This window comes from Streptomyces brasiliensis (genome assembly GCF_014647875.1).
GTDB lineage: Bacteria > Actinomycetota > Actinomycetes > Streptomycetales > Streptomycetaceae > Streptomyces > Streptomyces brasiliensis.
Genome location: NZ_BMQA01000001.1, coordinates 713,439 through 739,599, shown reverse-complemented (window position 1 = coordinate 739,599; position 26,161 = coordinate 713,439). Strand labels below are relative to the sequence as shown.

The following is a 26,161-nucleotide window of genomic DNA, read 5'->3' as shown; positions in this document are numbered from 1 at the left end:
GACCAGCCCGCCCGCGCCCCGCTCGCCCGGTGTCCCGGGCGTGGACGCCCCCTTGACGTCGGGCGCAGCCCGATCGACACTCCAGACTGGAATCCTAGTGAAAAGGTAGGGAATCATGGGGCGCCCAAGGACAGGCACCGCCCGTACGGGCCGTATGCCGTCGTCGCCCCTGCTGACCTCCCGCCGTCACATCGATCTGCAGCGCGTCAGCAGCGCCATCGACCCGCAGCGCTGAGCCGGGCCCCGCACGCCGGCCCTTCGACGACGCCACGCCCTCCACCGACCGACGACGCTTCCGTCGCGCGTACGTCCGCGCGCCCGCCCCTGGGGAGACGCATGTCCATCACTCAGCTCGCCGCCGTCCCGTCCACCCACCCGCAGGTGCCCGCGTTCCGGGGCAGGATCGGCCGGGACGCGCACGGCGGTCACTACGCCGTCCCGCGCCGCTACCGCCTCCACCTGACGACGGCCTGCTCCGACGGCCTGCGCATCGCGGTCGTCCACAGCCTGCTCGCCCTCGACGACATCTGTCCCGCCACCTTCCTCCCCGCCGTCCCGGACTGTCCCGGCGGCGGCCACTCCGCGCTGCGCCCGCTGTACGAGGCGAGCGCACACCGTTACTCCGGACCGGCCCTCGCGCCGGTCCTCAGCGACGCCTGGTCCGGACGCATCGTCAGCAGCCGAACCCCGGACATCCTGCGCGACCTGGACCGCTGTTTCGGCGACGATCGCAGCTCGCTGTACCCGTGCGGCGCCGAGGCCGGCATCGAGGAGATCGAGCGGCTGTGCGCCGAGGGCGTCGAGGAGGCCGCCCAGCGTGCCGGACGGGCCGGCGCCGACGAGGCCGAGCGCGCCTCCGCGCTCGACGTGCTGCTGGGCACGCTCGGTGAGCTGGACCGGCGGCTGACCGGGAGCGAGTACGTCCTCGGCGGGCAACTCACCGCCGCCGACGTTGAGTTGTGGGTGACCCTGGTCCAACTGGACATCGTGCACCGCCAGCACCTGGACGCCTCCGCCGTGCACCGCATCGCCGGACATCCCGCCCTGTGGGCCTACGCCCGGCGGCTGGCCGTCCACCCAGCCTTCGGCCGCCACCTCGACCTCGACGGCATCTCCCGCCGCCACCAAGCCCGTTGCGAGGGTCTGGAGGCGGCCGGCGCGGCCGTCCGGATACTGGACTGGGAAGCCCATGTCACAGAGGCTCCTGACGCTTCGCGCAGGTGAGTGGGGACATGGCCGTCCCAGTCCATGGACGGGCGTTGACATTCGAACGGTCAACTGCCTTACTTACCGCTCAGAACGGTCATGAGCGTCAGCGACAAGCCCTGGCTTGCTGACCGGCAACCCTCGCACCGCGGTGGGGTGCCCCAGGTGACGACCGGACCGGATGACGTTTCGGTAAGCGCGAGGGCCCACGGGCCCCGAACAGTGACGGGTGACGCCATGGACGCAGCTCTCAGGACGGCCGCCGGCCGCCCCCAGGGCTGCGTGCCACCGTACGCCGGTCTGCTCGTCGCCGACCGAGCCGTCGATCTGCTCCGCGTGAACAGCGCTCTCTGTACCGCATCGGGCCGTGCCCGCTGTCGGGGCTGACGCCTTCTTCCAGCCCCCGCGTTCCTGACGAACACCGCACGCGCGGTGTGCCGTCGTCCGCCCAGCCCCCGGTCACCGAGCGTTCCCATGCGTCACGCCGCGCCGTCGTGGTGACGCATACCCGGCTCGCCGCGGTCCGGGGTTCCGACTCCCGCCGGAGCCCACCATGACTGAACCCCCAGGCACCGTGTTCCTCGCCGCGGCACCACCAGCCGACGCACCATCAAAGGTACTCAGCGCTCAGCGAGTTCAGCCGCTGCGCCGTCCCGGGCGGTGGATCCTCACCGCCGTCGTGCTGGTCCTCTCCGCGCAGATCGTGCACGGACTGGCCACGAACACCTTCTACCAGTGGGACCGCTTCGGCTACTGGTTCCTGCGCCCCACCCTGCTCGACGGGCTGCTCATCACCCTCGAAGTCACCGCGCTCAGCGCTGCGCTGGGCCTGTTCGGCGGCATCCTGCTGGCGCTGGCCAGGCTCTCCGGCAGCCCCGTCCTGCGCGCCGCGAGCTGGACGTACACCTGGCTGTTCCGTTCCGTGCCGCTGATCGTCGTCCTGATCTTCCTCTACAACTTCAGTGCCCTGTACCAGACGTTGAGCCTCGGCATCCCCTTCGGCCCGGCGTTCGTCACCTTCGACGAGTCCCGGCTCGCCACCGACATGACGGTCGCGGTCGTGGGCCTCAGCCTCAACGAGGCGGCGTACGCCTCCGAGGTCGTCCGCGGCGGCATCCTCTCCGTCGACCAGGGCCAGCACGAGGCGGCGGACGCGCTCGGCCTGCCCAAGCGCTACCAGTTCACCCGGATCGTCTTCCCGCAGGCCCTCCGGTCCATCACCCCGAACTACGTCAACCAGCTCATCGGCCTGATCAAGAGCACGTCCCTGGTCTTCTACGTGTCGCTGCTCGACCTCTTCGGCACGGCGCAGACGATGGGCGCGACCTACCCCGGCGACATCGTGCCGCTGCTGCTCGTGGTCACCGTCTGGTACCTGATCCTCACGAGCCTCGTGTCCGTCGTCCAGTTCTACGTCGAGCGGTACTACGCCCGGGGCGCCACGCGCTCCCTGCCGCCGACCCCACTGCAGAAGTTCCGCACCGCCCTGCGCGGCCTGCGCGAGCGCGTGCGCAGGGAGGCCGCCGTATGACCACCGGAGCGCTCACCGTCCCGCAGGCCGTGCCCGCCGCGGTCGAGGTGCACGACGTGCACAAGTGGTATGGCGCCCACCGGGTCCTCGACGGGGTCCAGCTGACCGTCCGGCCCGGGGAGGTCACCGTGATCCTCGGCCCGTCCGGCTCCGGCAAGTCCACCCTGCTGAGGGTCATCAACCACCTGGAGCGGCCCGAGATCGGGTACGTGAGCGTCAACGGCGAGCTGATCGGCGTGAAGCGCAGCGGGGACCGCCTCAAGGAACTCAGCGAGCGCGCCATCCTGGCCCAGCGAAGCCGCATCGGCTTCGTCTTCCAGAACTTCAACCTCTTCCCGCACCTGACCGTGCTGGACAACGTGGCTGCCGCCCCCGTGGCGACCCGCAGGCTGGCCAAGCCCGCGGCCCTGGAACTGGCCCGCGAACTCCTCGGCCGCGTCGGACTCGCCGACAAGGCCGGCGCTTACCCGCGGCAGCTCTCCGGCGGTCAGCAGCAGCGTGTGGCCATCGCCCGCGCCCTCGCGCTGCGCCCCGGGATCATCCTCTTCGACGAGCCGACCTCCGCGCTCGACCCGGAACTCGTCGGCGAGGTGCTCTCCGTCATCAAGGACCTGGCGACCAGCGGCACCACCCTCGTCATCGTCACCCACGAGATCGGCTTCGCCCGCGAGGTCGCCGACCGGATCGTCTTCATCGACGACGGCCGGATCGTCGAACAGGGCCCGCCCGCCCAGGTGCTGGACAAGCCGCAGCACGAACGGACCCGGGACTTCCTCAGCAAGGTCCTCTGATCCGCCCCACGACTGTCCCCCCACGCCGTTCCTCACACCCGCTCCCAGCCACGCGAAGGACGACCATGTCTGCCCACTTCACCCGACGCAGCCTGATACGCGGCATCACCGCGGCGACCGCCGTCGCCACCCTGGCCACCGGCCTCGCCGCCTGCGGCGGTGACAGCGACGCCGCGACGAAGACCGACGCCGCCGCCTCCGGCAGCGTGAGCGTCGGCCAACTCTCCAACGGCGCCGCGAAGGAGACCGCCCTGAAGGTCTCCGAGGTCAAGTCCATCAGCGCGCAGTTGCCCGAGTCCGTACGCAAGAGCGGCAAGCTCGTCATCGGACACGGCGCCCTGCCCGCCGGCTTCGCGCCGCTGGACTACGTGGGCAGCGACCAGAAGACCCTCACCGGCTCCGAGCCCGACCTCGGCCGGCTGGTCGCCGCGGTCCTCGGGCTCAAGGCCGAGAACAAGAACTTCACCTGGGAGAACCTCTTCGTCGGCATCGACAGCGGCAAGGTCGACGTCGGTTTCACGAACATCACCGTCACCGAGGAGCGCAAGCGGAAGTACGAGTTCGCGTCCTACCGCAAGGACGACCTCGGTTTCGAGGTGCCCAAGGCCAGCACGTGGAACTTCGACGGGAACTACGAGAACCTCGCGGGCCTGACCGTCTCCGTCGGCTCCGGCACCAACCAGGAGAAGATCCTCCTGGAGTGGAAGAAGAAGCTGGAGAGCGAGGGCAAGAAGCTCACCGTCAAGTACTACCCGGACCGCAACGGCACCTATCTCGCGCTCAGCAGCGGCAAGATCGACGCGTTCCTCGGCCCCAACCCGGGCATCGCCTACAACATCGCCAAGACGGCGAACACGCCCAAGGCGACCCGTAGCGCGGGCACCTTCTCCGGTGCCGGCGAGACGCTGCAGGGCCTGATCGCCGCCACCGTCAAGAAGGACAGCGGCCTGGCCGGGCCCATCGCCGCCGCGATCAACTACTTGATCGAGAACGGGCAGTACGCCAAGTGGCTGGCCGCCTGGAACCTCTCCAACGAGGCCGTGGCCAAGTCCGAGGTCAACCCGCCCGGGCTGCCGCTCGACAATGCGTGATCAGCTGTCGCGCGGTTTCGCGCGGCAGGGAACAGACGGGTCGGGCGCGGTGTTCGCACCCACGACGAGATGTGCGCCGCGCTCGCCGTTCGGCCCGACGCGCCCGACGAACGGAGGAGAGGACATGACACGTATCCGCCGTGCCGTCCGCCTCCACTCCCGGTCCCACATCGATCTTCTGCGCGTGGCCGGCGCGCTCTGTTGCTCCTGACGCTGCCCCAGCCGCCGGGCCCGCCCTCCCGCGCGGGCCCGCGTTCTCGTACGGACATCCAGGAAGGCACCCTCGTGTCGTCATCTTCTTCCGCATCCGCGCCCCTGCATCTCGCCGTCGCCCTCGACGGCACCGGCTGGCACCCGGCCTCCTGGCGCGAGCCGGTGGCCCGGCCCCGGGAGCTGTTCACCGCCGCTTACTGGGCCGATCTGGTCACCGAGGCCGAGCACGGTCTGATCGACTTCGTGACCTTCGAGGACGGACTCGGCCCGCAGTCCTCGCATTTCCTCGAACCCGACGAGCGCACGGACCAGGTACGCGGCCGGCTCGACGCCGTCCTTGTCGCCTCCCGCGTTGCGCCCCTCACCCGGCACATAGGTCTGGTGCCGACCGTGGTGGCCACACACACGGAGCCGTTCCATATATCCAAGGCGACAGCCACCCTCGACCATGTGAGCGCCGGCCGTGCCGGGCTGCGCGTCCAGATCGACGCCCGCCCGAACGAGGCCGCCCACTTCGGCCGCCGCACGATCCCCCGGATCGAGGCGTACGACAGCCCGGCCGCGCAGGACCTGGTGGTCGACCTGTTCGACGAGGCCGCCGACTACGTCGAGGTCGTGCGCAGACTCTGGGACAGCTGGGAGGACGACGCGGAGATCCGGGAGGTCGCCACCGGCCGCTTCATCGACCGCGACAAGCTGCACTACATCGACTTCGAGGGCCGTCACTTCAGTGTCAAGGGCCCCTCCATCACGCCCCGGCCGCCGCAGGGGCAGCCGGTCGTGACCGCGCTGGCCCACCAGACGGTGCCGTACCGGCTCGTGGCCCGGCAGGCGGACGTCGGGTACGTCACCCCGCACGACACCGACCAGGCCCGCGCGATCGTCGCCGAGATCCGCGCCGAACAGGCCGTGGCCGGACGCGCCGACCAGCCCCTGCACGTCCTCGGCGACCTCGTGGTCTTCCTCGACGACGACCAGGCCGGGGCGCGGGCGCGCCGGGAGCGGCTCGAGGCCCTCGCGGGGGAGCCGTACACGAGCGACGCCCGGATCTTCACCGGAACGCCGGTCCAACTCGCCGATCTTCTGGAGGAGTTGGCCGAGGGCGGCCTGACCGGGTTCCGGCTGCGGCCGGCCGTGGCCGACCATGACCTGCCGAAGATCACGCGCGGCCTGGTGCCCGAACTCCAGCGCCGCGGCCGCTTCCGGCACGCCTACGAGGCCGACACCCTGCGCGGGCTTCTCGGGCTCGACCGCCCCGCCAACCGCTTCGCAGCCGCCTGAGCCGGAGGGACCGCACCGATCATGAGCAAACGGCAGAAGCAGATCCATCTGGCCGCCCACTTCCCCGGCGTCAACAACACCACCGTGTGGAGCGACCCGGCCGCCGGCAGCCACATCGAGTTCAGCTCCTTCGCGCACTTCGCGAAGACCGCCGAACGCGCCAAGTTCGACTTCCTGTTCCTCGCCGAGGGCCTTCGGCTGCGCGAACAGGGGGGAAAAATCTACGACTTGGACGTGGTGGGCCGCCCCGACACCTTCACCGTGCTGGCCGCGCTGGCAGCCGTCACCGACCGCCTCGGCCTGACCGGCACCATCAACTCCACCTTCAACGAGCCCTATGAGGTGGCCCGCCAGTTCGCCAGCCTCGACCATCTCTCCGGCGGACGCTCCGCCTGGAACGTGGTCACCTCCTGGGACGCCTTCACCGGCGAGAACTTCCGGCGTGGCGGCTTCCTGCCGCAGGAGGAGCGCTATTCCCGCGCCGAGGAGTTCCTGACCACCGCGAACGAACTCTTCGACTCCTGGTACGGCGACGAGATCCTTGCCGACCAGGCCACCGGCACCTTCCTGCGCGACGCCAAGGCCGGCGCCTTCGTCCACCGGGGGCGGCACTTCGACATCCACGGGCGGTTCAACGTCCCGCGCTCCCCGCAGGGCCGTCCGGTGATCTTCCAGGCCGGCGACTCCGACGAGGGGCGCGAGTTCGCCGCCTCGAGCGCCGACGCGATCTTCAGCCGGTACGCCACGCTGAAGGAGGGCCAGGCGTTCTACACCGACGTCAAGGCACGTCTCGCCAAGTACGGCCGTGCGCACGACCAGTTGCTCATCCTGCCCGCGGCGACCTTCGTCCTCGGCGACACCGACGAGGAGGCCGCCGAGCTGGCCCGCGAGGTCCGCCGGGCCCAGGTCAGCGGGGCCACCGCCCTCAAGCACCTCGAGTTCGTCTGGAACCGGGACCTGTCGTCGTACGACCCGGACGGCCCGCTGCCCGACATCGACCCGAACGTGAGCGCGGAGCACATCTCCCGCGGTCGCGCCCAGGTCCGGATGTACCGTGACCCGCTCGCCATCGCCCGTGAGTGGCGCGAACTCGCCGCCGCCAACAAGTGGTCCATCCGCGACCTGGTCATCGAGACCGGCAACCGGCAGAACTTCGTCGGCGCTCCCGCCACCGTCGCCCGGACGATCAACGAGTTCGTCCAGGCCGACGCCGGCGACGGATTCATCCTCGTCCCGCACATCACCCCGGGCGGCCTCGACGTGTTCGCCGACAAGGTCGTCCCGCTGCTCCAGGAACAGGGCGTGTTCCGCGCCGACTACGAGGGCACCACCCTGCGCGACCACCTCGGCCTCACCCACCCGGACGAGGCGCGCACCGACCGGGTGGCGTCCTGAGGTTCCTCGCCATCACCCTGATCGTGCACCGCCCGGACCCGGTCATGGGCGTGGAGAAGTCCACGCACGAGCGTTTCCGGGAAGTCGTCGACAACGTGCTGCTCGCCGAGGAGCTGGGCTTCGACGGTTTCGGCGTGGGGGAGCGGCACGAGCGTCCGTTCATCTCCTCCTCGCCGCCGGTGGTGCTCAGTCATCTCGCCGCGCTCACGAAGCGCATCAGGCTCTTCACCGCCGCGACGACCCTGAGCCTGCTCGACCCGGCCCGCGTCCCGGCAGGCCGGACAGGACGATGAGCATGGCCCCATCATCCTGGCCTCGGCCGACCCTGGGCGGGTGGGTCTTCACGCGGTTGCAATGCTCCCGCACGGTTGCGGCAGTGAACCCCTGCCTGCCGTGGGAGAACGGACATGAGGCGCCGGCGTGGCCGGGCACGTTTCCCTCCCCCGAAGGCAACGTGCCCGGCCGCTCCCCCGGCGCCGGACAGGTGGTCTCAGCGCCCGCGTGCCGCGGCCCGTGCTGTCACCAGCACATGACGGCCGTTTCGCCCGAACCCCAGGCGGAGTACAGGCGGACGCGGACGAAGTAGCGGCGGTCCTTCACGAGCCGGACCTTGAGTGTTGCGTCGTGCGGTGTGCCTCCGTCGTCATGACCCGCGAGGAAGCGCGGTTCCCCGTCGCGTTCCTCGAAGATCACGACGACCCGGTCGCCCTCGCCGAAGGCGCCCACCGTGTAGGTGCGGGTCTCCGGTGGCTCGATGGTGAAGTCGGCCTGTCCGCCCGGGGCCAGGCGCAGCGGCGCCGACCGGAACGGGGCCAGCCCGGCCGGTTCGACGGGACCCCGGGGCGGGTACCAGCGGAGCGCGCACTCCTTGTCCGCCGGGGACAGCGTGCCCGGCGGGTGGAGGCCCCCGCGGTACTGCTCCGGCTCCAGGATCAGACCCGGTGCGAAGGGGTACTGCATGATCGACTGCGGGTCCCACACCGAGCCGTTGACCTCGGACGGGTCCAGCTTGCGCAGGACGTTGTCGTACGTCCGCTCCCGGCCCCAGAAGTTCGGTGGGCCCGCCAGCTCGGCGTACACGGCCTCGTCGTCCCAGTGGAAGCCGGAGAACGGGCTCTGGTGCTCGTGCAGCAGCCCCAGCGCGTGGCCGATCTCGTGCAGGGCCGTTCCGTGTCCGCCCGGCGCGGTCAGGTCCCAGCCCAGGTTCATCGTGCGTTCGTCCAGGCCGGCCGAGAGCGCGTCGCGGCCCACCGCCGACCAGGAGCCGTCACCGGGCTGGAAACCGATGCGCAGCTCTGCCTCGCGACGGTCACCGACCTCGGCGAACCGCAGGCCGATGCCCAGCTCCTGCCACTCGCGGAAGCACTCCCGTACGACGTCCTGCTGCTCCTTGGCACCGGCCCACGGCATCCGCCGCAGTTCCCCGGTCCCCGGCACCGGTATCACAGAGGTGTCGTCGGAGCCGTCCTCGGCGTCGAAGAAGTAGTAGTGCAGGACCGTCCCGTTGATCCACATGCGCCGTCCGCTCAGCAGCGCGCTCAGCCGCTTCGCGGTCAGCCCCGGTGCGTAGGAGGGGGCCGACTGCCGCGGGAGCGAGCAGTAGCGCTGAGTCATAGCCCCAGCCTGCCGTCGGGCCCACCCCTGGCGCCTGAGTCGGGGGCTACTCAAGTCGCCCTGTATCAGGAGTGAGTAGGCGGGCTCTTCATCATGTGACGACTTACTCCCAGGAGGCGAAGACCCTCGAGCTGCCGTGGCCGTTCACGGGCCGGGACGAGGAGCTGGCGCTGATCCGCCGCTCCCTGGCCGCCGGACGGCACGGCATCGTGGTGACCGGGCCGGTCGGCTGCGGCAAGACCCGGCTGGTCACGGAGGCCGTGCGCGGCACCGACTGCGCCCGCGTGACCGGGCTGCCCGAGGCCGGCGGGCTGCCCTTCGCCGCGTTCGCCCATCTGCTGCCCGAGACCGTATCGCTGCACCGCGCCGTCCAACTCCTGTCCGGTGTACGGCTCCTCGTGGTCGACGACGCCCATCTGCTCGACGAGGCCTCGGCCGCTCTGGTCCACCAGCTCGCCGCGCACGGCCGCACCCGCCTCGTCGTGGTCGCCGCCGACGGCGCACCGGTACCGGGCGCCGTGTCCAGGCTGTGGGCCGGCGAGCTCCTGCCGCGCCTCGCCCTGGAGCCGCTGCCCCACGAGGGGGTGGCCCAACTGCTCACCGCAGGGGGCGCGTTGGAACCGCTGACTGTGAACCGCCTGCACCGGTTGTGCCGTGGAGACCTGAGGCTGCTGCGCGACCTGCTCGGCGCCCTGCACGAGTCCGGACAGCTCACCCGCCTTCCCGACGCGGACGAACGGGCGTGGCGCGGCCCGGTGCCGGTCACCGCCACCGTGCGCGAGCGCATGGCACCGGTGTTGGACCGTTCCGGGCCCGAACGCGACACCCTGGAACGCCTGGCCTTCGCCGAACCCCTCCCGCTGCACCTGGACGGCCTCGACCTCGACGTGCTCGAACGCCTCGAGGCCGACGGTCTGCTCCACGTCGACGACCACGGCGCCGTCCGCCTCGCCCACCCCCTGCACGGCCCGGCCCTGCGCGCCACCGCCGGCCGGCTGCGGGCCCGCCGTCTGGCCCGCACACCGGAGCGGTGCGGCCCGGCCCTGGCGGCCGAACAGCGGGTGCTGGCGCGGCGGATCGAGGAGACGGACGTACGGCCGCTGCCGACGCCGGTGGGGGAGTGGCTGGCGGGGGAGGGCATACCCGTACCGGCCGGATACGCGGCCGTACGGGCCAGGTTCTCGCGGCTTCGGGGGGAGCTGCGAGAGGCGGCGGCGTGGGCGAGGGAAGGTCTGCGGGAGGCGCCGGGGGACGCGTCCTGCCGGATCGAACTCGCCCTCGCCGCCGCGCAGTCGGGGGAAGTGGCGGCCATGGGGACCGACACGGGCGCGGGGGACACGGCCGTGGAGGGGGACGGCGCCGGCTTCGAGGCCGTGGTCCCGATGGGCTCCGGCATGGTGACCGGCGAACCTCGCTCGTCCGCGGACGGCACGGCCGTCTGGACAGCCGCCGCGCGCGGTGACCTCGACGGTGCCGTACGAGCTCTCGCCGAGGACGGCTTCTACGCCCTGTACGACGCCGTACGCCTCGGTGTACCCGAGCGCGCCGTCGGACGGCTGCCCGCGGGCGGGCCGCTGGCCCGGCACGCCGACGCGCTGGTCCGCGGCGACGGACCCGCCCTCGACCGGGCCGCACGGGCCCTGCAGGAGCGCGGCTTCCTGCTCTTCGCGGCCGAGGCCCACGCCCAGGCCGTACGGGCGCACCGCGACCCGCGCGCCGCCCGCACCTCCCGTACCCGAGCGGTGGCTCTGGCCCGTCGCTGCCAGGGCGCCCGCACCCCGGCACTGTCCGGACTGGTCCTCGGTGAACTCACCGCCCGCCAGCGCCAGATCGTCACACTGGCCGCCGCCGGTCTGAGCAACCGGCAGATCGCGGAGCGGCTCACCCTGTCGATCCGCACGGTCGGCAACCACCTGTACAGCGCCTACGCGCGCCTCGGCGCCAGCGACCGCGGCGCCCTGCCCTGGCTGGTGGAACTGCCGGACTCGGCCTCCGCGTAACGGGAGCGGCCTCGCGTGCACCTCACGTCATGCCGCGCCGAACGCCGTGAACGCCCAGCCCGTCGCCTGGTGCACCGCGTCGTCCGGCACCGCGGCGCGGGCGTCGCGCAGGGCCTCGGCCAGGGACAGCCCCGTGTCGAGGCCCTTGTGCAGGGCGAGCATCAGCGGCACCACCGCGGCGTCGTTGACCGGTGCGCTCGCCGCCACCACGCCCGCCGTGCCCAGCGGGAGCAACGCCGTGACCAGACCGAGCAGTTCGTCCGCGCCCACCGAGGCCAGACGGGCGGTGTCGCAGCTGGAGAGGATGATGCGGTACGGACTGCGGTCGAGCCGCTCGAAGTCGTGCACGATCAGCGGACCGTCGGCCATCCGCAGCGACGAGAACAGCGGGCTGTCCGCGCGGAACGTGCCGTGCGCGGCGATGTGCGCCAGCGCCGCCCCGTCCAGTTCCCGCAGCACGCGCGGCACCCGGGCGTCGTCGTGGGAGAGGACCGTCGCCGCGCCGTACCGGTCGGCCACCTCGGGGACCTCGGCGCCGCCCGTGGCCAATCCCGGTCCCCGGACGAGGACATGGCGCCCGCCAGGCGGCGGCTCGGTCTCCCGCGCCCGCAGCCAGCTGCCCGCCGACGGCGACACACTGAGCACCCGGTCCCGCAGCGAGGGCAGCAGCGCCCAGGGCACCCGGTGCAGCGCGCCGGGCGGCACCACCACGACCGGTCCCTCGCCCAGGTGCGCCACGGCGCCGCCGAGCAGCAGCTCCTCCAGCCGCCGCCCCGCCGCCTCCACCAGCGGCAGCCGGGCCTCGGCCCCCGGGTGCGCAAGACGCCGTAGCCCCGCTTGTACGTGCTCGGCCTCGGCCACCGCCTCCGCCAGCGACCCTCCCTCGAACCGCCGTACCCGCCCCTGACCGCACAGCAGCACATGCACCCGCCCGTCCAGCACGGCGAGTTCGACCAGCCGCCCCTCACCGAGCCGTTCCAGCAGCCGTGCTGCGTCGAAACGGCGGCCGTCGCCGGGGGAGTCGCCGCGCATGTGATGGGTGCGGGAGCGTATCTCCCGTTCCCGGCGCCGCTGTTCACGCTCCAGGGCGGGCACCGGCCGCCCCTCCGTCCGGGCCTCCTCGGCGCGGGCGGCGATCTCCCGGAACGCGGTGAGCGCGCTCAGCAGCACGGGGTCGGCGGGCGGCCGGGTCGGCGGCGCGGACAGCACGGTGGCCCGCCAGCGCTCGCTCCACTCCAGGAGCCGACGCGGTCCGCCCCCGGCCAGGGACGCCTGCTGCGCCAGCGCCGCCAGTTCCGCGCCCTGTGCCGTCGCCCGGGCGCGCAACTCCGAGGCGCCCAGCGTCGTCCGGTGGTCGTCGAGCACGTCGAGCCCGCGCCGACAGGCCTCCAGCACGCCCCGCGTCGAACCGGCGGCCCGCGCGCGCAGTGCCTGCGCCGCCCAGCCCGTCATCCGGGCCAGCGGCGGGCCGACCGATCTGCTGCGCGCGGCCACCGTCAGATGCCGCTCCGCGTCCGCCGTCCAGCCCAGGTCCAGCGCGATCCGGCCCGCCAGCAGCGATGCCTCCGGGGCGGCGGGCGAGCCGAACGCCGAGAGCCGGTCGGCGACCGCGGCCGCGTCCGCGACCAGCCGCCCCGAGGACCGCCCGGTCGCCACCCGCGCCTCGAGCACCACCAGCCGGGCGTGCGTCTCCCACCAGGTGCGCCGCTGCCCCGCGAACAGCCGTACGGCGAGCGCCGCGCGGGCGATCGCCGTGTGCGGGTCGCCCGCCGAGCGGGCCGCCCGCGCCGCGGCGAGCAGCAGTTCGGCCTTGCGGGTGGACTGCCCGCCGATCCGGTCGAGCACCGCGATCGCCGCGTCCGCCTCGGCCAGCGCCTCCGGGGCGAGACCGGCCGCCATCAGCACCTCGCAGCGGCGGATGGACAGCATGAAGGTCGGCGTGCCGAGCTTGGCGTACCGCTCCTCGGCCTCGTCGAACAGCCGCAGCGCCGCTGGGATGTCGCCCGAGCGGAACGCTGCCAGGCCCCGGCTCTCCACCGCGTCGGCCTTGTCGTGCTCCTGGCCGGTGGTCTCCCACAGCCGCTCGGCGGCGGCGAAGTCGGCGTCCGCCCGCTCCACCGCGCCCAGTGCCAGATGCACCGTGGCCCGCAGCGTCAGCGCCCGCGCCGTCCAGATCACGTCGTCGGCCTGTCGCAGCACCGCGATCGCCCGCCGTACGTCCTCCAGAGCCTCCCGGTGATGCCCCAGCACCCACCACACGTAGGCCCGCCGGTACAGCACCCGGGCCCGGGTGTGCCCGGTGCCGCGTGCGACACCCCGTTCGAACGCCGTCAGCCCCTGCCGGGTGCGCCCCGCGTGCACCAGCGCGACCCCCAGCGTGGCCAGGACGTCCGCCTCGCGCTCGGCCGACTCCGCGTGGGCCGCGAGATCCCGGGCACGCCGCAGATGGCCCAGGGCGATCCGCATGTCGCCGAAGTCCCGCTGCCAGATGCCGATCACCTGATGGGCGACGGACGCGTGCAACGGGGGCGGGTCGGTCTCCAGCACCCGCTCCGCCCTCGCGAGCGCGTCGCCCGGGGCGGCGAACACCATGGGCAGCAGTTCGAGGACCGAGTCGCTTCCTGCTGTCACCTCTCGGATGGTAGTGGCCTCGGGATTTGCGTCACACGGGTTTGGCACGGCCCGTCGCGGCTGTATCAACGGGACGCTCCGAGGCTCTGATTGACGACCGCCGCCCCAGTGGGAGGACACCCCATGGCACCACAGCGATTCCACGAGCAGTTCGACCAGATCCAGCGCTCGCTGTCCGACGTCCCCCTGGCGATGGGGCCCGACGACTCGGCCGAGTTCATCTATGAGAAGGGCGTCGTCCTCGCCCGCGACGGCGAGGAGGCACAGGTCGTCGAGGAGACCGTGCGCGCCCACTTCACCACGGCTCCCGACCTGGTCGCGGACCATGTGCGACGGGTGAGCCCGGAGACCAACCGGACCGGCGTCACCCGGATCCAGGTCGGCGACCCGGGGCAGGGCGACCGCAGCGGTGACCCGGCCGTCGGGCGCGCGCTGCGTGCCCTGCGGGAGGCGGAAGGCCGTCGGGGACGCCGGCTGGCCAGCCGCAACCACGTGGTGTCGATCGCGGTCAACGCCTGCCCCGGTGACGAGCCGGTCCCCGCTCCGAGTTCCGAGCAGCCCAACCCGGCCGCGGCCGAGGCCGGTTACGATCCGGACACCGCCGTCGGTGTCCTCGTCGTCGACACCGGCCTGATGCACGACCACGGCTCCTACGCACTGCTCGCCCACACCCGGGGCGACGCGCAGATCCGCGAGACCGACGACCAGGGCGTCCTCCGGCAGTACGTCGGACACGGCACGTTCATCGCCGGGCTGGTCGCCGCCGTCGCGCCCAACACCGACGTCACCGTACGCAACACGCTCAACGACGCCGGGGCGATCCTGGAGTCCGAGTTCGGCGGGAAGCTCTTCGAGGCCGTCGACCGGGACGGCTGGCCCGACATCATCAGCCTCTCCGCGGGCACCTCCAACGGCCGCACCGACGGACTGCTCGGCCTCGACGCCTTCATGAGCGAACTGCGCGACCAGAACACCCTGCTGGTGGCCGCGGCCGGCAACAACGCCAGCGCCACGCCGTTCTGGCCCGCGGCCTACGCCACCCTGCCCGGCTACGAGGACGCCGTGCTGTCGGTCGGCGCGCTGCGCGGCGACGGCGAGTTCGGCGCCTGCTTCAGCAACCACGGCCCCTGGGTGCGGGTGTACGCCCCCGGAGAGCGCCTCACCAGCGCCCTCACCGGCTTCGAGGCGCCCGTGCCGTACGTGTACCAGCACTCCACCTACGACGCTTGCCGCTTCGGCTTCACCTACGCCTGCACCTGCCAGTCCCCGCGGCACACCGGTGTGTTGAGCGAGGCGCGGGAGGCCACCGCCGGCAAGCCCGACCAGGTGATGTTCGAGGGCTTCGCGCAGTGGAGCGGCACCTCGTTCGCGACCCCGCTCGCCGCCGGTCACGTCGCCGCCCACATGACGGCGCACAAGGAGTCCGACCCGCGCGCGGCACGCAGGCAACTGCTGGAGATCAACACCGGGTTCGCCGAGGTGCGTGGGGCCCACGTGCCGGCGCTCAGGCCGGCCACCTGGCGCCCGGTCCCGGTCGTGCGACTCGGTCCTGAGGCGTGAGGGCCGGAGCTGCCCCCTCCACGGCGTACGATGTCATGCCGTACACGAGGGGTGGGGCCGTGGACCGAACAGAGGTCGGCGCGCTGGTCAGGGCCGCGGTCGACGGTGACGCGGCTGCCTGGAAGGCGCTGGTGGAGGGGCTGAGCCCGCTGGTGTGGTCGGTGGTGCGCGCGCACCGGCTGTCCGACGCCGACGGGCACGAGGTGTACCAGACCGTGTGGTTCCGCTTCGCGCAGCACCTCGGCCGGATCCGGGAGCCGGAGAAGGCCGGGTCCTGGCTGGCGAGCACGACGCGGCACGAGTGCCTGAAGGTCATCAAGGCGCTGGCACGGCTGATGCCGACGGACGATCCGCAGGTGCTCGACCGGGTCAGCGAGGACCGTACGCCGGAGCAGACGGTGATCGACTCGGAGGAGGCCGCGGCCGAGTCCGAGCGGATCCGGCGGCTGTGGCAGGAGTTCGAGGAACTGGGCGAGCGCTGCCGTCAGTTGCTGCGGGTCCTGATGGCCACTCCGCCGCCGAGCTATGTCGAGGCGTCCGCGGCGCTGGGCATCGCGGTGGGCAGCATCGGCCCGCTGCGCCAGCGCTGTCTGCGACGGCTGCGGGCACGACTGGACGCACGGGGGGCGGTGTGAGGGACATGAGCGACATGAACGACATGAACGGGGCCCGGTTCCCCGACGACGGGGCCGAAGGGGACGAGGGCGTCGAAGAGGCCTTCGTCGACGCGGAGTTCGACGCCGGGCTGCTGGAGGAGGAGCTGCGCCGCGCGGCCGCCGTCCTGGATCCCGTACCGGCCGAGCTGCGGCGACTGGCCGTCGAGGCCTATGCCTTGCACGACCTGGACGCCAAGGTCGCCGAGCTGACCTTCGACTCCCTGGTGGACGCGCTGCCGGTGCGTGGAGCGACGGACGTGCCGCGGATGCTCACCTTCCGCGCGGGCGAGCTGACCGTGGACGTCGAGGTCACCGGCCAGGGCCTGATGGGACAGGTGCTGCCGCCACAGTCGGCCCGGATCGAGGTGCTCGGCGGCCCGCAGGCGGCGGCCCCGGTCCCGGTCGACACGCTGGGCCGCTTCACCAGCGACACACCGCCGTCCGGGCCGTTCGCGCTGCGCCTGCGGACCGGCGGCGACGTGATCGTCACGGAGTGGCTGCGGGCCTGAGCCCGGCCGCGGACCCTGCCGTCCGTCACCAGGTGACGGACAGGGCCCGCGGGCCGCGGATCATCGTCCCGCGACGCCAGGCCACCTCGTGGACCGGGACGGCCAGGCGCAGCCCGGGCAACCGCTCCGGCAGCGTGCCGACTTGCAGCTCGGCAGCCGGCCGAGGAGGGCACCGGTGCAGTGGCGCGGACCGTGGCCGAAGGCGAGGTGCGGACGCGGGGCGCTGTCCGGGGCGATGCGGTCCGGGTCGGTGAAGACCTCGGGCTCGCGCTTCGCGGCGCTCGCCTGCGCCCTCCGGCCGTCCCGTGGCTCCACGTCCTCCAGGGCGATCCGGGCCAGGCCGACCGCGCTGCGGTGCGGGATGCGGGGCAGCAGCTCGTCGAGGACGGCGCCGCGGCTCTCGGGCCGGGTGAGCGGCCGGGCCGTCAACCCGGGCCGGGTGGGCAGCGAGGGGCATCTGCACGGTGATGTGGGTGAGGGTGCCATGTCCTCCGTCAGGACCACCGCCCTGGGGAGGAACCCGCGCCTGTCCTGCCGGGTGCTCCGCCGGAGGTCAGTGGGCGGCGCCGTCGACTCCGTCGACCAGGGCGGCCAGGGCGGAGGCGAGCCGGGACACTCCCGGCCCGGCCGGACCGCCGGGCTCGCTCATGTACGTGTTCCGGCGGATCTCCACCATGAGCGCGCCGACCCTGGCGTCCGTGCCGTAGAACTCGAGAGGTACGTACGCCCCGGCGAAGGGGCTGTCGAGTCCCGTCTCCCCGCACCGGGCGAACGCCTCGCGGGCCAGGCCGGCCAGCTTCTCCGGGGTGTGGAAGGCGTCCGTGCCGATGCACACGGCCGGCCGCGGGCCCGCGCCGTGCAGCTCGTAGGGCAGCCGCTTCGTCGGATAGGAGTGGATGTCGATCACGACGGCCCGGCCGGTCGCGTCGAGCCTTGCCCGCACCGCCTCGGTCATGGCCTGGGCGTACGGCCGGAAGTACTGTTCGAGCAGCGGCTCGGGATCGGTGTCCGCGGGCCGCAGCGGCTCGCCGTGCGTGGTCCGCGTGTATACGGCGCCCATCCCCACGGCGAGCATCTCCTCCCGTTCGTCGGGGAACCGCTCGGGATCGACGACCAGCCGCGACATCCGGTTCACGAACCGCCAGGGCCTGAGCCGGGCCAGCCGGGCGGCGGCCTCCGCGATCCGTGCGGTGTGCGCGTCGGTGATGTGGTCCAGCTCCCGTTCCAGCGAGGCGGTGTCCAGGACGATCCCCGCGCGCACCGCGTCCGGGATCCTGCGCGCGGAGTGCGGCACATGCAGGATCACCGGGGAGTCCTCGGCACCGGGCAGAAGCTCGAAGGGCGTTGCGGCTGGGGCCATGGGGCTTCTCCCGGGGCGTCGTCAGTGGCGTGGTGCAGGATCAAAGGTGCCACATCGACCGACCTGCTCGCCCCGGAGCATCTCCACCGTCGGCGGTGACGTGCGGCGTCGGCAACTCCCGGACGAGAGTGGCGATTCGCTCCGTCCGGATGAGGAATCCCGGCCCCGCACGCGAAGATGCCCCCGCCCGGCGGGGGCGGAGGCATCTCTCAGTGGGCCGTGGGCGTCAGCTCAGCGACGCGAGGGCCTCGTTCCAGGTGGCCGACGGGCGCATCACCGCGTCCGCCTTGGCCTTCTCCGGCTTGTAGTAGCCGCCGATGTCGGCCGGGGAGCCCTGCACGGCGAGCAGTTCCTCGACGATCTTCTGCTCGTTCGCGGCGAGGGTCTCGGCGAGCGGGGCGAGGGCCTTGGCCAGGTCCGCGTCCTCGGTCTGCGCCGCAAGCTCCTGCGCCCAGTACAGGGACAGGTAGAAGTGGCTGCCGCGGTTGTCGATGCCGCCCACGCGACGGGTCGGCGACTTGTTCTCGTTCAGGAAGGTCGCCGTCGCCCGGTCCAGGGTGTCGGCGAGGACCTGGGCGCGGGCGTTGCCCGTGGTCTTGGCGTACTGCTCGAAGGACGGCACCAGGGCGAAGAACTCACCCAGCGAGTCCCAGCGCAGGTAGTTCTCCCTGACCAGCTGCTGGACGTGCTTCGGCGCGGAGCCGCCGGCGCCCGTCTCGAACAGGCCGCCGCCCGCCATCAGCGGGACGACCGACAGCATCTTGGCGCTGGTGCCCAGCTCCAGGATCGGGAACAGGTCGGTCAGGTAGTCGCGCAGCACGTTGCCGGTCACGGAGATGGTGTTCTCGCCGCGGCGGATGCGCTCGATCGACAGCTTCGTCGCCTCGATCGGGGAGAGGATCCTGATGTCCAGGCCCTCGGTGTCGTGCTCCGGCAGGTAGCGCTTGACCTTCTCGATGATCACGGCGTCGTGACCGCGGTTCTCGTCCAGCCAGAAGACGGCCGGGTCACCGGTGGCGCGGGCGCGGGTGACGGCCAGCTTGACCCAGTCGCGGATCGGGGCGTCCTTGGTCTGGGAGGAGCGGAAGATGTCACCGGCGGCGACCGGCTGCTCCAGGACGACGGTGCCGTCCTGGTCGACCAGGCGGACCGTGCCCGGGACCGGGATCTCGAAGGTCTTGTCGTGGGAGCCGTACTCCTCGGCCTTCTGCGCCATGAGGCCCACGTTCGGGACGGAGCCCATGGTGGCCGGGTCGAAGGCGCCGTTGGCGCGGCAGTCGTCGATCACGGCCTGGTAGACGCCGGAGTAGCTGTGGTCCGGCAGCACCGCGAGGGTGTCGTGCTCCTGGCCGTCCGGGCCCCACATGTGGCCGGAGGTGCGGATCATGGCCGGCATGGAGGCGTCGACGATGACGTCCGACGGGACGTGCAGGTTGCTGATGCCCTTGTCGGAGTCGACCATCGCCAGCCGCGGGCCGGCGGTGACCTCGTCGTCGAAGGACGCCTTGATCGCGTCGCCCTCGGGCAGGGAGTCGAGGCCCTTGAGGATGGCGCCCATACCGTCGTTCGGGGACAGGCCGGCGGCGGCCAGCGTCGCGCCGTACTGCTCGAACGTCTTCGGGAAGAACGTGCGCACCACGTGGCCGAAGATGATCGGGTCGGAGACCTTCATCATCGTGGCCTTCAGGTGCACGGAGAACAGGACGTCCTCGGCCTTGGCGCGGGCGACCTGGGCGGCGAGGAACTCGTTGAGCGCGGCGGCGCGCATCACGGAGGCGTCGACGACCTCGTCCTTGAGGACCGGCACGGACTCGCGCAGCACCGTGGTGGTGCCGTCCTCGCCGACCAGCTCGATGCGGAGCGCGCCGTCGGCGGCGATGACCGCGGACTTCTCGGTGGAGGCGAAGTCGTTCTCGCTCATCGTCGCCACATTGGTCTTGGACTCGGAGGTCCAGGCGCCCATGCGGTGCGGGTGGGTCTTGGCGTAGTTCTTGACCGAGGCGGGGGCGCGGCGGTCGGAGTTGCCCTCGCGCAGGACCGGGTTGACGGCGGAGCCCTTGATCTTGTCGTAGCGGGCGCGGATCTCGCGCTCCTCGTCGGTCTTCGGGTCGTCCGGGTAGTCCGGCAGCGCGTAGCCCTTGCCCTGGAGCTCGGCGACGGCGGCCTTCAGCTGCGGGATCGACGCCGAGATGTTCGGCAGCTTGACGATGTTGGCCTCGGGCGTCTTGGCCAGCTCGCCCAGCTCGGAGAGGGCGTCGGCGATGCGCTGGTCTTCCTTCAGGTACTCGGGGAAGACGGCGATGATGCGGCCCGCCAGCGAGATGTCGCGGGTCTCCACGGCGACACCGGCCTGCGAGGCGTACGCCTGGACCACCGGCAGGAACGAATGCGTCGCCAGGGCCGGGGCCTCGTCTGTGTAGGTGTAGAAGATGGTCGAGTCAGTCACCGGGTGCTCCGCTCCACGTCTGCAACATTGCTCGACATCAAGATATCTCGTGACCGACCCCGGTTCGACAGGGGTCCGCGACTCGGAAGATCGCGGGACGGGGTTGCTCGGACGCGTGCGCTGCGGGGCCGGCACGTTCCGTGGACAAACCGGCAAACCGCCACCCATCGGCCGGAACGGGACCGGCCCGCGCGGGGCGCGCGAGCCGGTCCGTGTCCGCTGCGAGGCCGGCTCTGCCGGCTCCCGCGCGGCCGGTCCTCGGGGTCGAGCCCGCGTCAGTCGCGGTGCGTGGCGCCCGTGTCGTCCCGCTCGTTCTCGGCGGCCCGCTGCTGCGGGATCACCACCGTGCCCTGCTGGAGCGCCACCGTGCGGGCCGGGGAGGGGATGCGGATGCCCTCCTCGCGGTAGCGGCGGTGCAAGCGCTTGATGAATTCGTGCTTGATCCGGTACTGGTCGCTGAACTCGCCGACACCCAGAATCACCGTGAAGCCGATGCGGGAGTCGCCGAAGGTGTGGAAGCGGATAGCGGGCTCGTGGTCCGGGACGGCGCCGGTGATCTCGGTCATCACCTCGGTGACCACCTCGGACGTCACGCGCTCGACCTGGTCCAGATCGCTGTCGTAGCTCACGCCGACCTGCACCAGGACCGTCAACCGCTGCTCGGGGCGCGTGAAGTTGGTCATGTTGGTCTTGGCGAGCTCCCCGTTGGGGACGACGACCAGGTTGTTGGAGAGCTGGCGGACCGTGGTCTGGCGCCAGTTGATGTCCACGACATAACCCTCCTCACCGCTGCTCAGCCGGATGTAGTCGCCGGGCTGGACGGTCTTGGACGCGAGGATGTGGATGCCCGCGAACAGGTTGGCGAGGGTGTCCTGGAGGGCAAGGGCGACGGCCAGACCACCGACGCCCAGTGCGGTCAGCAGGGGCGCTATGGAGATGCCCAGCGTCTGCAGCACGACCAGGAAGCCGATCGCCATCACCAGGACCCGGGTGATGTTGACGAAGATCGTGGCCGATCCGGCGACACCGGAGCGGGAGTGGGTGACGGACTGCACCAGCCCGGCGATCACCCGGGCCGCCGACACCGTCACGGCGAAGATCAGCAGCACCTCGAGCGTCTGGTTGGTGTGGTGCTGCACGGTCCGGGTCAGCGGCAGCACCGCCGCCGCGGCGGCACCGCCGGCCGCGATCGCCCCCCACGGGACGGCGGTCCGCAGCGCGTCCACGATGACGTCGTCGCCGCTCCAGCGGGTGCGCTTGGCATGTTTGGCCAGCCAGCGCAGCAGCGACCGCGACAGGAAGGCCGCCACCAGTCCGGCCGCCACCGCGATGCCGGCGAGGATCAGGTCGTCCAGGGTGAGAGCGCGGTTCACCGGTCACCTCCGGGGAGACGAAGTGCGGCGTGCTGCGCCGCCGACGGCCGGATGTGGAGTCTCGTCACGTGTGTCACCTGCTCGTTGCCGGGATGTGCGGTCGGGCCGGTCGTACGACGCGTCGACGACCGGCCGCGACGGCTCATCCTGCCGTACGGGAACGTGAGTTCGTGCCCAGGCGGGTGCGGTCGAGCCCGCGCGACTCACACGTCCGTGAAGGAACCGTGCCGGCCCGCGCCCCCGGCGAAGCGTGCCGCGCCTTCCAGACCTTCCGCCAACACGCCCATTCCATGGCGGAGTTCGCCCCGCAGCGCCGCCTGCTCGGCCAGGCCGTCCTGCTCCAGCACCGAGGCCCGGTCGCCGCGCAGACACGCCTGTGGGAATTGTGCGATCGCCGCGGCCAGTTCCTCGGCCTCGGCGCGGGCGCTGCCGGTCGGGACGACGCGGTTGGCCAGGCCCATCTCGTAGGCCTCGCGCGCCGGTACCGGGCGGCCCGTGAGGATCATGTCCAGCGCGCGACTGGTGCCGATCAGCCGGGGCAGCCGTACCGTGCCGCCGTCGATGAGCGGCACGCCCCAGCGGCGGCAGAACACGCCGAAGACCGCGTCCTCCTCCACGACCCGCAGATCGCACCACAGGGCCAGCTCCAGGCCGCCGGCGACGGCGTGCCCGGAGACCGCGGCGATCACCGGCTTGGACAGCCGCAGCCGGGTCGGCCCCATCGGGCCGTCGCCGTCCTCGGTGACCCGGTTGCCGCGATCGGACCCCATCGCCTTCAGGTCCGCGCCCGCGCAGAACGTGCCGCCCTCGCCCCACAGCACCGCCACACGGGCGTTGTCGTCGGCCTCGAACGCCCGGAAGGCGGCAGCGAGTTCGGCGGCCGTCGGGCCGTCCACGGCGTTGCGGACCTCGGGACGGGACAGCACGACCGTGGTGACATGCTCCTGGTGCTCCAGCCGGACCGGCATGGCCGGCTCCTCTCCTCGGACGGACGACGGACCGAGGAGCCACTGTGCCATCCGGTCGGGCGGGCGACCTGACCGACGGGTCACTGTGCCGTCCGGTCGGGCGGGCGACCTGATCGAGGAGCCACTGTGCCATCCGGTTGGGCGGGCGACCTGACCGACGGGTCACTGTGCCGTCCGGTCGGGCGGGTGACCTGACTGAGGAGTCGCTGTGCCGTCCGGTCGGGCGGGCGACCTGACCGACGGGTCACTGTGCCGTCCGGTCGGGCGGCGACCTGACCGAGGAGTCGCTGTGCCGTCCGGTCGGACGGATGACGGACCGAGGAGTCGCCGTGCCATCCGGTGCTGCGGACGACCGACCGAGGGGCCGCCGTGTCGTGCGCGCGGGCGCGGTCAGATGACCTTCAGCCGCACCAGCGCGCCCAGCGTGAGCGCCCCAGGTACGAGCGGCAGCCAGACCGTGATGATGCGGTAGGCGAGCACCACAGCCGTCGCCACCGCCACCGGACTGCCTGCCGCCACCAGCGCAACGACCAGCGCCGCCTCCACGGAGCCGAGCCCGCCCGGCGTCGGCACCACGGCCACGGCGACCGTCGCGGCCAGATAGGCGACGGCCATGTGTGCGGGCGGCACCGGCAGCCCCAGGGCGAGGCCCACCAGGACCAGCCCCGCCGCCTGGAGCGCGGGGAAGGCCAGCGAACCGCCCCACAGGGCGAGTGCCCGCGCCGGCCGGGTGTGCACCAGGCGCGCCTCGCCGAACGCGGTGCGCAGGAAGGAGAACACGGCCGTCCGCAGCCGCCGTACGAGCAGCAGAACGGCGGCCGCCACGGCCGCGGCCACGCCGACGCCGGCCAGCAGCGGCCCGCCCACGCCGTCGGGCAGCAGGCTGCCGAACCGCAGCGCGTGCGGGAACACGGTGAGCAGCACGGCCAGCATGCCCACGCGGGCGACCGACTCGGCGAGCAGAAACAGCGCGAGCGCGGCCGAGGACCGGGCCAGCGGCACCCCGCACACCGTCATGAACCGCAGATTGACCGCGCCGGCGCCCAGCCCGGTCGGCAGCAGATGATTGGCGGCGCCCGCCGCCAGCTGGGTGGCCAGCAGCCGGCGCCGGGGGAGCCGTTCCATGACCGCGCCCTGCCGGGTGAAGGCGGCCGCGACCCAGGTCAGGCAGGTCGCGGCGGCTGCCGCCAGCAGCCAGGGCCAGTCGGCCTCCCGCAGGTGCCGGAAGCCCTCGCTGAGCACGGGCCAGTGCTGCGCCGCGATCACGGCGACGAGCGCGACCGGGAGCAGGCACAGGATCGGGCGCACGGGCAGGCGCCGCAGGAGCCGCCGTCCCGGGCCGGAGTCGGGGAGTCGTACCGCTGTCACGTTCGGAGAGGTTTTCCGCGCCGTACCAACAGCGGGTTGCGGGATACGGGACGGCTGTTTACAGATCGGAAGCGGTCGCACGTTGACCTCAACGACGCTCGAGGTTCTACGTTCTTTCCATGAGCATGGAGACCACAGCGTGGACACAGTTGCACAGCGTCATGACCGCCCAGCAGGAGCGCCGCCCGTTCGCCCGCGCGACACTGCGCCGCATCGCCGCCTTCGCCCGCCCGCACCGCCGCCGCATCATCCACTTCGTGCTCCTCGGGGTGATCACCGCGCTGCTCGCCGTCGCCACGCCCGTGCTGGCCGGCCGCGTAGTGGACACGATCGTGTCGCACGGTGACGAGGGTACGGTCGTGCGGCTCGCGGTGCTCATCGCCGTGCTCGCGGTCGCGGAGGCGGCCCTCGGCATCCTCTCGCGCCGGCTCTCGGCGACGCTCGGGGAGGGACTCATCCTCGATCTGAGAACGGCCGTGTTCGATCATGTGCAGCGGATGCCGGTCGCCTTTTTCACACGTACCCGTACAGGGGCGCTCGTCTCCCGACTCAACAACGACGTCATCGGCGCGCAGCGCGCCTTCAGTAACACCCTCTCCGGGGTCGTGAGCAACTTCGTCACACTGCTGCTCACCCTCGCCGTCATGCTCACCCTGTCCTGGCAGATCACCCTGCTCGCCCTGGTACTGCTGCCGGTGTTCGTGATCCCGGCCCGCCGGATGGGCAGCCGGATGGCGCGGATGCAGCGGGAGGCGGCCGCGCTCAACGCCGCGATGGGCACCCGGATGACCGAGCGCTTCTCCGCCCCCGGCGCCACCCTGGTGAAGCTGTTCGGCCGCCCCGACGAGGAGTCGGCGGAGTTCGCGGCCCGCGCCGCCCGCGTCCGGGACATCGGTATCCGCACGGCCACCGCCCAGTCCGCGTTCATCACCGCCCTGACCCTGGTGTCCTCCCTGGCCCTCGCCCTGGTCTACGGGCTCGGCGGCTGGTTCGCGCTGCGCGGCACCCTGGAGGCGGGCGCCGTCGTGTCGCTGGCGCTGCTGCTGACCCGGCTGTACGCGCCGCTGACCGCGCTCGCCGGGGCCCGCGTCGAGGTGATGAGCGCGCTGGTCAGCTTCGAGCGCGTCTTCGAGGTGCTCGACCTGACACCGCTCATCACCGAGAAGCCCGACGCGCGCGAGCTGCCCGAGGGCCCGGTCGCGGTGGAGTTCGAGGACGTCCGCTTCGGCTACCCGTCCGCCGACAAGGTCTCCCTGGCCTCGCTCGAGGAGGTCGCCACCCTCGACACCCGTGGCGGCGCCGAGGTCCTGCACGGCATCTCCTTCCGCGCCGAACCCGGCGAGACGGTCGCGCTCGTCGGCTCGTCGGGCGCCGGGAAGTCGACGATCGCCGGACTGCTGCCGCGCCTGTACGACGTCGACGCGGGCGCCGTCCGCATCGGCGGCACCGACGTCCGTGACCTGAGCGCCGCGTCGCTGCGGGCCACTCTCGGCATGGTCACGCAGGACGGCCATCTGTTCCACGACACCGTCCGCGCCAACCTGCTGCTGGCCCGTCCCTCGGCGAGCGACGACGAGCTGTGGGCCGCGCTGACCCGGGCCCGCCTCGAGGAGGTCGTACGGTCCCTGCCCGACGGCCTGGACACGGTGGTCGGCGAACGCGGCTACCGCCTCTCCGGGGGCGAGCGCCAGCGCATGACGATCGCCCGGCTGCTGCTGGCCCGGCAGCGTGTCGTCATCCTCGACGAGGCCACCGCGCACCTGGACAACACGTCGGAGGCGGCCGTTCAGGAGGCGCTCGCCGAGGCGCTGGAGGGGCGGACCGCGGTCGTGATCGCGCACCGGCTGTCCACGGTCCGGGCCGCGGATCTGATCCTGGTGGTCGAGGACGGCCGGATCGTGGAACGGGGCACCCACGACGAACTCCTCGCGGCGGGCGGCCGGTACGCGGAGCTGCACCGCACGCAGTTCGCCGAACGGGACGGCGAGGTGGCGGCGGCCTGAGCCCCAGGGGTGGGAGGGGGTGGGTTGCGGCCCGCCCCCTCCCACCCCCTTGACGCCAGTGGTCCGGACCTTTAACTTCACGCCTTAAACAAAGACTCCGGATGCACTCAACACCCAGGAGACACGGGTGTGTTGGGCCTGCTCTCCGGCTCCCCCCACGCGAAA

At 72.3% G+C, this 26,161-nt stretch carries 19 protein-coding genes, 2 pseudogenes and 1 riboswitch; of the genes and pseudogenes, 13 read left to right on the top strand and 8 right to left on the bottom strand.

Annotated elements, in window-relative coordinates:
• Positions 1–115: 115 nt before the first annotated feature.
• From IEZ19_RS53375 to IEZ19_RS03370, 8 genes and pseudogenes are all read left to right on the top strand, one after another.
• On the top strand, positions 116–235 hold the full coding sequence (locus tag IEZ19_RS53375; RefSeq protein ID WP_373296893.1) for a putative leader peptide: 120 nt from the start codon (positions 116–118) through the stop codon (positions 233–235).
• A gap of 101 nt (positions 236–336) precedes the next feature.
• Positions 337–1,224, top strand: coding sequence for a glutathione S-transferase C-terminal domain-containing protein (locus IEZ19_RS03400; RefSeq protein ID WP_189309422.1), 888 nt, complete (start codon positions 337–339; stop codon positions 1,222–1,224).
• 77 nt (positions 1,225–1,301) lie between these two features.
• Positions 1,302–1,411: riboswitch (SAM riboswitch) on the top strand.
• Positions 1,412–1,759: 348 nt separating this feature from the next.
• Entirely contained in the window at positions 1,760–2,737 is a 978-nt protein-coding gene (locus tag IEZ19_RS03395; RefSeq protein ID WP_189309421.1) for an amino acid ABC transporter permease, read from the top strand.
• Positions 2,734–3,528, top strand: a complete 795-nt coding sequence (locus IEZ19_RS03390; RefSeq protein ID WP_189309420.1) for an amino acid ABC transporter ATP-binding protein — start codon at positions 2,734–2,736, stop codon at positions 3,526–3,528. Before IEZ19_RS03395 ends, IEZ19_RS03390 begins: the two co-directional genes overlap by 4 nt.
• A 65-nt stretch (positions 3,529–3,593) precedes the next feature.
• Positions 3,594–4,619: a transporter substrate-binding domain-containing protein gene (locus IEZ19_RS03385; RefSeq protein ID WP_189309419.1), complete on the top strand. Its 1,026-nt coding sequence runs from the start codon at positions 3,594–3,596 to the stop codon at positions 4,617–4,619.
• 285 nt (positions 4,620–4,904) lie between these two features.
• On the top strand, positions 4,905–6,113 hold the full coding sequence (locus tag IEZ19_RS03380) for an LLM class flavin-dependent oxidoreductase (protein WP_229839874.1): 1,209 nt from the start codon (positions 4,905–4,907) through the stop codon (positions 6,111–6,113).
• 21 nt (positions 6,114–6,134) lie between these two features.
• On the top strand, positions 6,135–7,508 hold the full coding sequence (locus IEZ19_RS03375; protein ID WP_189309418.1) for an NtaA/DmoA family FMN-dependent monooxygenase: 1,374 nt from the start codon (positions 6,135–6,137) through the stop codon (positions 7,506–7,508).
• Positions 7,505–7,774: pseudogene (locus tag IEZ19_RS03370) on the top strand (LLM class flavin-dependent oxidoreductase); the annotation flags it as partial. The gene IEZ19_RS03375 and the pseudogene IEZ19_RS03370, both read left to right, overlap by 4 nt.
• A 253-nt stretch (positions 7,775–8,027) precedes the next feature.
• Here IEZ19_RS03370 and absR1 read toward each other — a convergent pair.
• On the bottom strand, positions 8,028–9,122 hold the full coding sequence (absR1, locus tag IEZ19_RS03365; RefSeq protein ID WP_189309417.1) for a beta-glucuronidase AbsR1: 1,095 nt from the start codon (positions 9,120–9,122) through the stop codon (positions 8,028–8,030).
• Positions 9,123–9,217: 95 nt separating this feature from the next.
• On the opposite strand from absR1, the gene IEZ19_RS03360 reads away from it, so the two are divergent.
• Positions 9,218–11,122, top strand: coding sequence for a LuxR family transcriptional regulator AbsR2 (locus tag IEZ19_RS03360; protein WP_189309416.1), 1,905 nt, complete (start codon positions 9,218–9,220; stop codon positions 11,120–11,122).
• Between the two features lie 27 nt (positions 11,123–11,149).
• Here IEZ19_RS03360 and IEZ19_RS03355 read toward each other — a convergent pair whose 3' ends face one another.
• Entirely contained in the window at positions 11,150–13,753 is a 2,604-nt protein-coding gene (locus IEZ19_RS03355) for a CHAT domain-containing protein (RefSeq protein WP_189309415.1), read from the bottom strand.
• 123 nt (positions 13,754–13,876) lie between these two features.
• On the opposite strand from IEZ19_RS03355, the gene IEZ19_RS03350 reads away from it, so the two are divergent.
• Genes IEZ19_RS03350 through IEZ19_RS03340 form a run of 3 tightly spaced genes read left to right on the top strand, consistent with a single transcriptional unit; the run spans position 13,877 to position 16,478 of the window.
• Positions 13,877–15,313, top strand: a complete 1,437-nt coding sequence (locus tag IEZ19_RS03350; RefSeq protein ID WP_189309414.1) for a S8/S53 family peptidase — start codon at positions 13,877–13,879, stop codon at positions 15,311–15,313.
• Positions 15,314–15,348: 35 nt separating this feature from the next.
• Positions 15,349–15,948 carry an RNA polymerase sigma factor gene (locus IEZ19_RS03345; protein WP_189309413.1) on the top strand — a complete coding sequence of 200 codons (600 nt, stop codon included), beginning with the start codon at positions 15,349–15,351 and terminating at the stop codon, positions 15,946–15,948.
• 14 nt (positions 15,949–15,962) lie between these two features.
• Complete coding sequence (locus IEZ19_RS03340; protein WP_229839910.1) at positions 15,963–16,478, top strand: hypothetical protein; 516 nt, start codon at positions 15,963–15,965, stop codon at positions 16,476–16,478.
• 25 nt (positions 16,479–16,503) lie between these two features.
• On the opposite strand, the pseudogene IEZ19_RS03335 reads toward IEZ19_RS03340, so the two are convergent.
• The 6 genes and pseudogenes from IEZ19_RS03335 to IEZ19_RS03310 all read right to left on the bottom strand — a co-directional run.
• Positions 16,504–16,925, bottom strand: a pseudogene (locus IEZ19_RS03335) (cytochrome P450 family protein); the annotation flags it as partial.
• Between the two features lie 106 nt (positions 16,926–17,031).
• On the bottom strand, positions 17,032–17,838 hold the full coding sequence (locus IEZ19_RS03330) for an N-formylglutamate amidohydrolase (protein ID WP_189309411.1): 807 nt from the start codon (positions 17,836–17,838) through the stop codon (positions 17,032–17,034).
• Positions 17,839–18,064: 226 nt separating this feature from the next.
• Entirely contained in the window at positions 18,065–20,284 is a 2,220-nt protein-coding gene (locus IEZ19_RS03325; protein WP_189309410.1) for an NADP-dependent isocitrate dehydrogenase, read from the bottom strand.
• A gap of 275 nt (positions 20,285–20,559) precedes the next feature.
• Positions 20,560–21,657 (bottom strand): mechanosensitive ion channel family protein, encoded by a 1,098-nt coding sequence (locus IEZ19_RS03320; protein WP_189309409.1) that lies wholly within the window; start codon positions 21,655–21,657, stop codon positions 20,560–20,562.
• A gap of 203 nt (positions 21,658–21,860) precedes the next feature.
• Positions 21,861–22,625, bottom strand: coding sequence for a crotonase/enoyl-CoA hydratase family protein (locus IEZ19_RS03315; protein WP_189309408.1), 765 nt, complete (start codon positions 22,623–22,625; stop codon positions 21,861–21,863).
• A 390-nt stretch (positions 22,626–23,015) separates the two neighbouring features.
• A complete protein-coding gene (locus IEZ19_RS03310; RefSeq protein ID WP_229839873.1) occupies positions 23,016–23,993 on the bottom strand; it encodes a lysylphosphatidylglycerol synthase domain-containing protein in 978 nt (325 codons plus the stop codon).
• Positions 23,994–24,118: 125 nt separating this feature from the next.
• On the opposite strand from IEZ19_RS03310, the gene IEZ19_RS03305 reads away from it, so the two are divergent.
• Positions 24,119–25,996, top strand: a complete 1,878-nt coding sequence (locus IEZ19_RS03305) for an ABC transporter ATP-binding protein (protein ID WP_189309503.1) — start codon at positions 24,119–24,121, stop codon at positions 25,994–25,996.
• The last annotated feature ends 165 nt before the right edge of the window (positions 25,997–26,161 follow it).

Bases quoted from the DNA above. Each gene is read 5' to 3' on its own strand.
- IEZ19_RS03400 (WP_189309422.1), top strand. From the start codon at position 337: ATGTCCATCACTCAGCTCGCCGCCGTCCCGTCCACCCACCCGCAGGTG.
- IEZ19_RS03390 (WP_189309420.1), top strand. From the start codon at position 2,734: ATGACCACCGGAGCGCTCACCGTCCCGCAGGCCGTGCCCGCCGCGGTC.
- IEZ19_RS03385 (WP_189309419.1), top strand. From the start codon at position 3,594: ATGTCTGCCCACTTCACCCGACGCAGCCTGATACGCGGCATCACCGCG.
- IEZ19_RS03395 (WP_189309421.1), top strand. From the start codon at position 1,760: ATGACTGAACCCCCAGGCACCGTGTTCCTCGCCGCGGCACCACCAGCC.
- IEZ19_RS03340 (WP_229839910.1), top strand. From the start codon at position 15,963: ATGAACGACATGAACGGGGCCCGGTTCCCCGACGACGGGGCCGAAGGG.
- IEZ19_RS03345 (WP_189309413.1), top strand. From the start codon at position 15,349: ATGCCGTACACGAGGGGTGGGGCCGTGGACCGAACAGAGGTCGGCGCG.
- IEZ19_RS03315 (WP_189309408.1), bottom strand. From the start codon at position 22,625: ATGCCGGTCCGGCTGGAGCACCAGGAGCATGTCACCACGGTCGTGCTG.
- IEZ19_RS53375 (WP_373296893.1), top strand. From the start codon at position 116: ATGGGGCGCCCAAGGACAGGCACCGCCCGTACGGGCCGTATGCCGTCG.
- IEZ19_RS03330 (WP_189309411.1), bottom strand. From the start codon at position 17,838: ATGGCCCCAGCCGCAACGCCCTTCGAGCTTCTGCCCGGTGCCGAGGAC.
- IEZ19_RS03350 (WP_189309414.1), top strand. From the start codon at position 13,877: ATGGCACCACAGCGATTCCACGAGCAGTTCGACCAGATCCAGCGCTCG.
- absR1 (WP_189309417.1), bottom strand. From the start codon at position 9,122: ATGACTCAGCGCTACTGCTCGCTCCCGCGGCAGTCGGCCCCCTCCTAC.
- IEZ19_RS03305 (WP_189309503.1), top strand. From the start codon at position 24,119: ATGGAGACCACAGCGTGGACACAGTTGCACAGCGTCATGACCGCCCAG.
- IEZ19_RS03375 (WP_189309418.1), top strand. From the start codon at position 6,135: ATGAGCAAACGGCAGAAGCAGATCCATCTGGCCGCCCACTTCCCCGGC.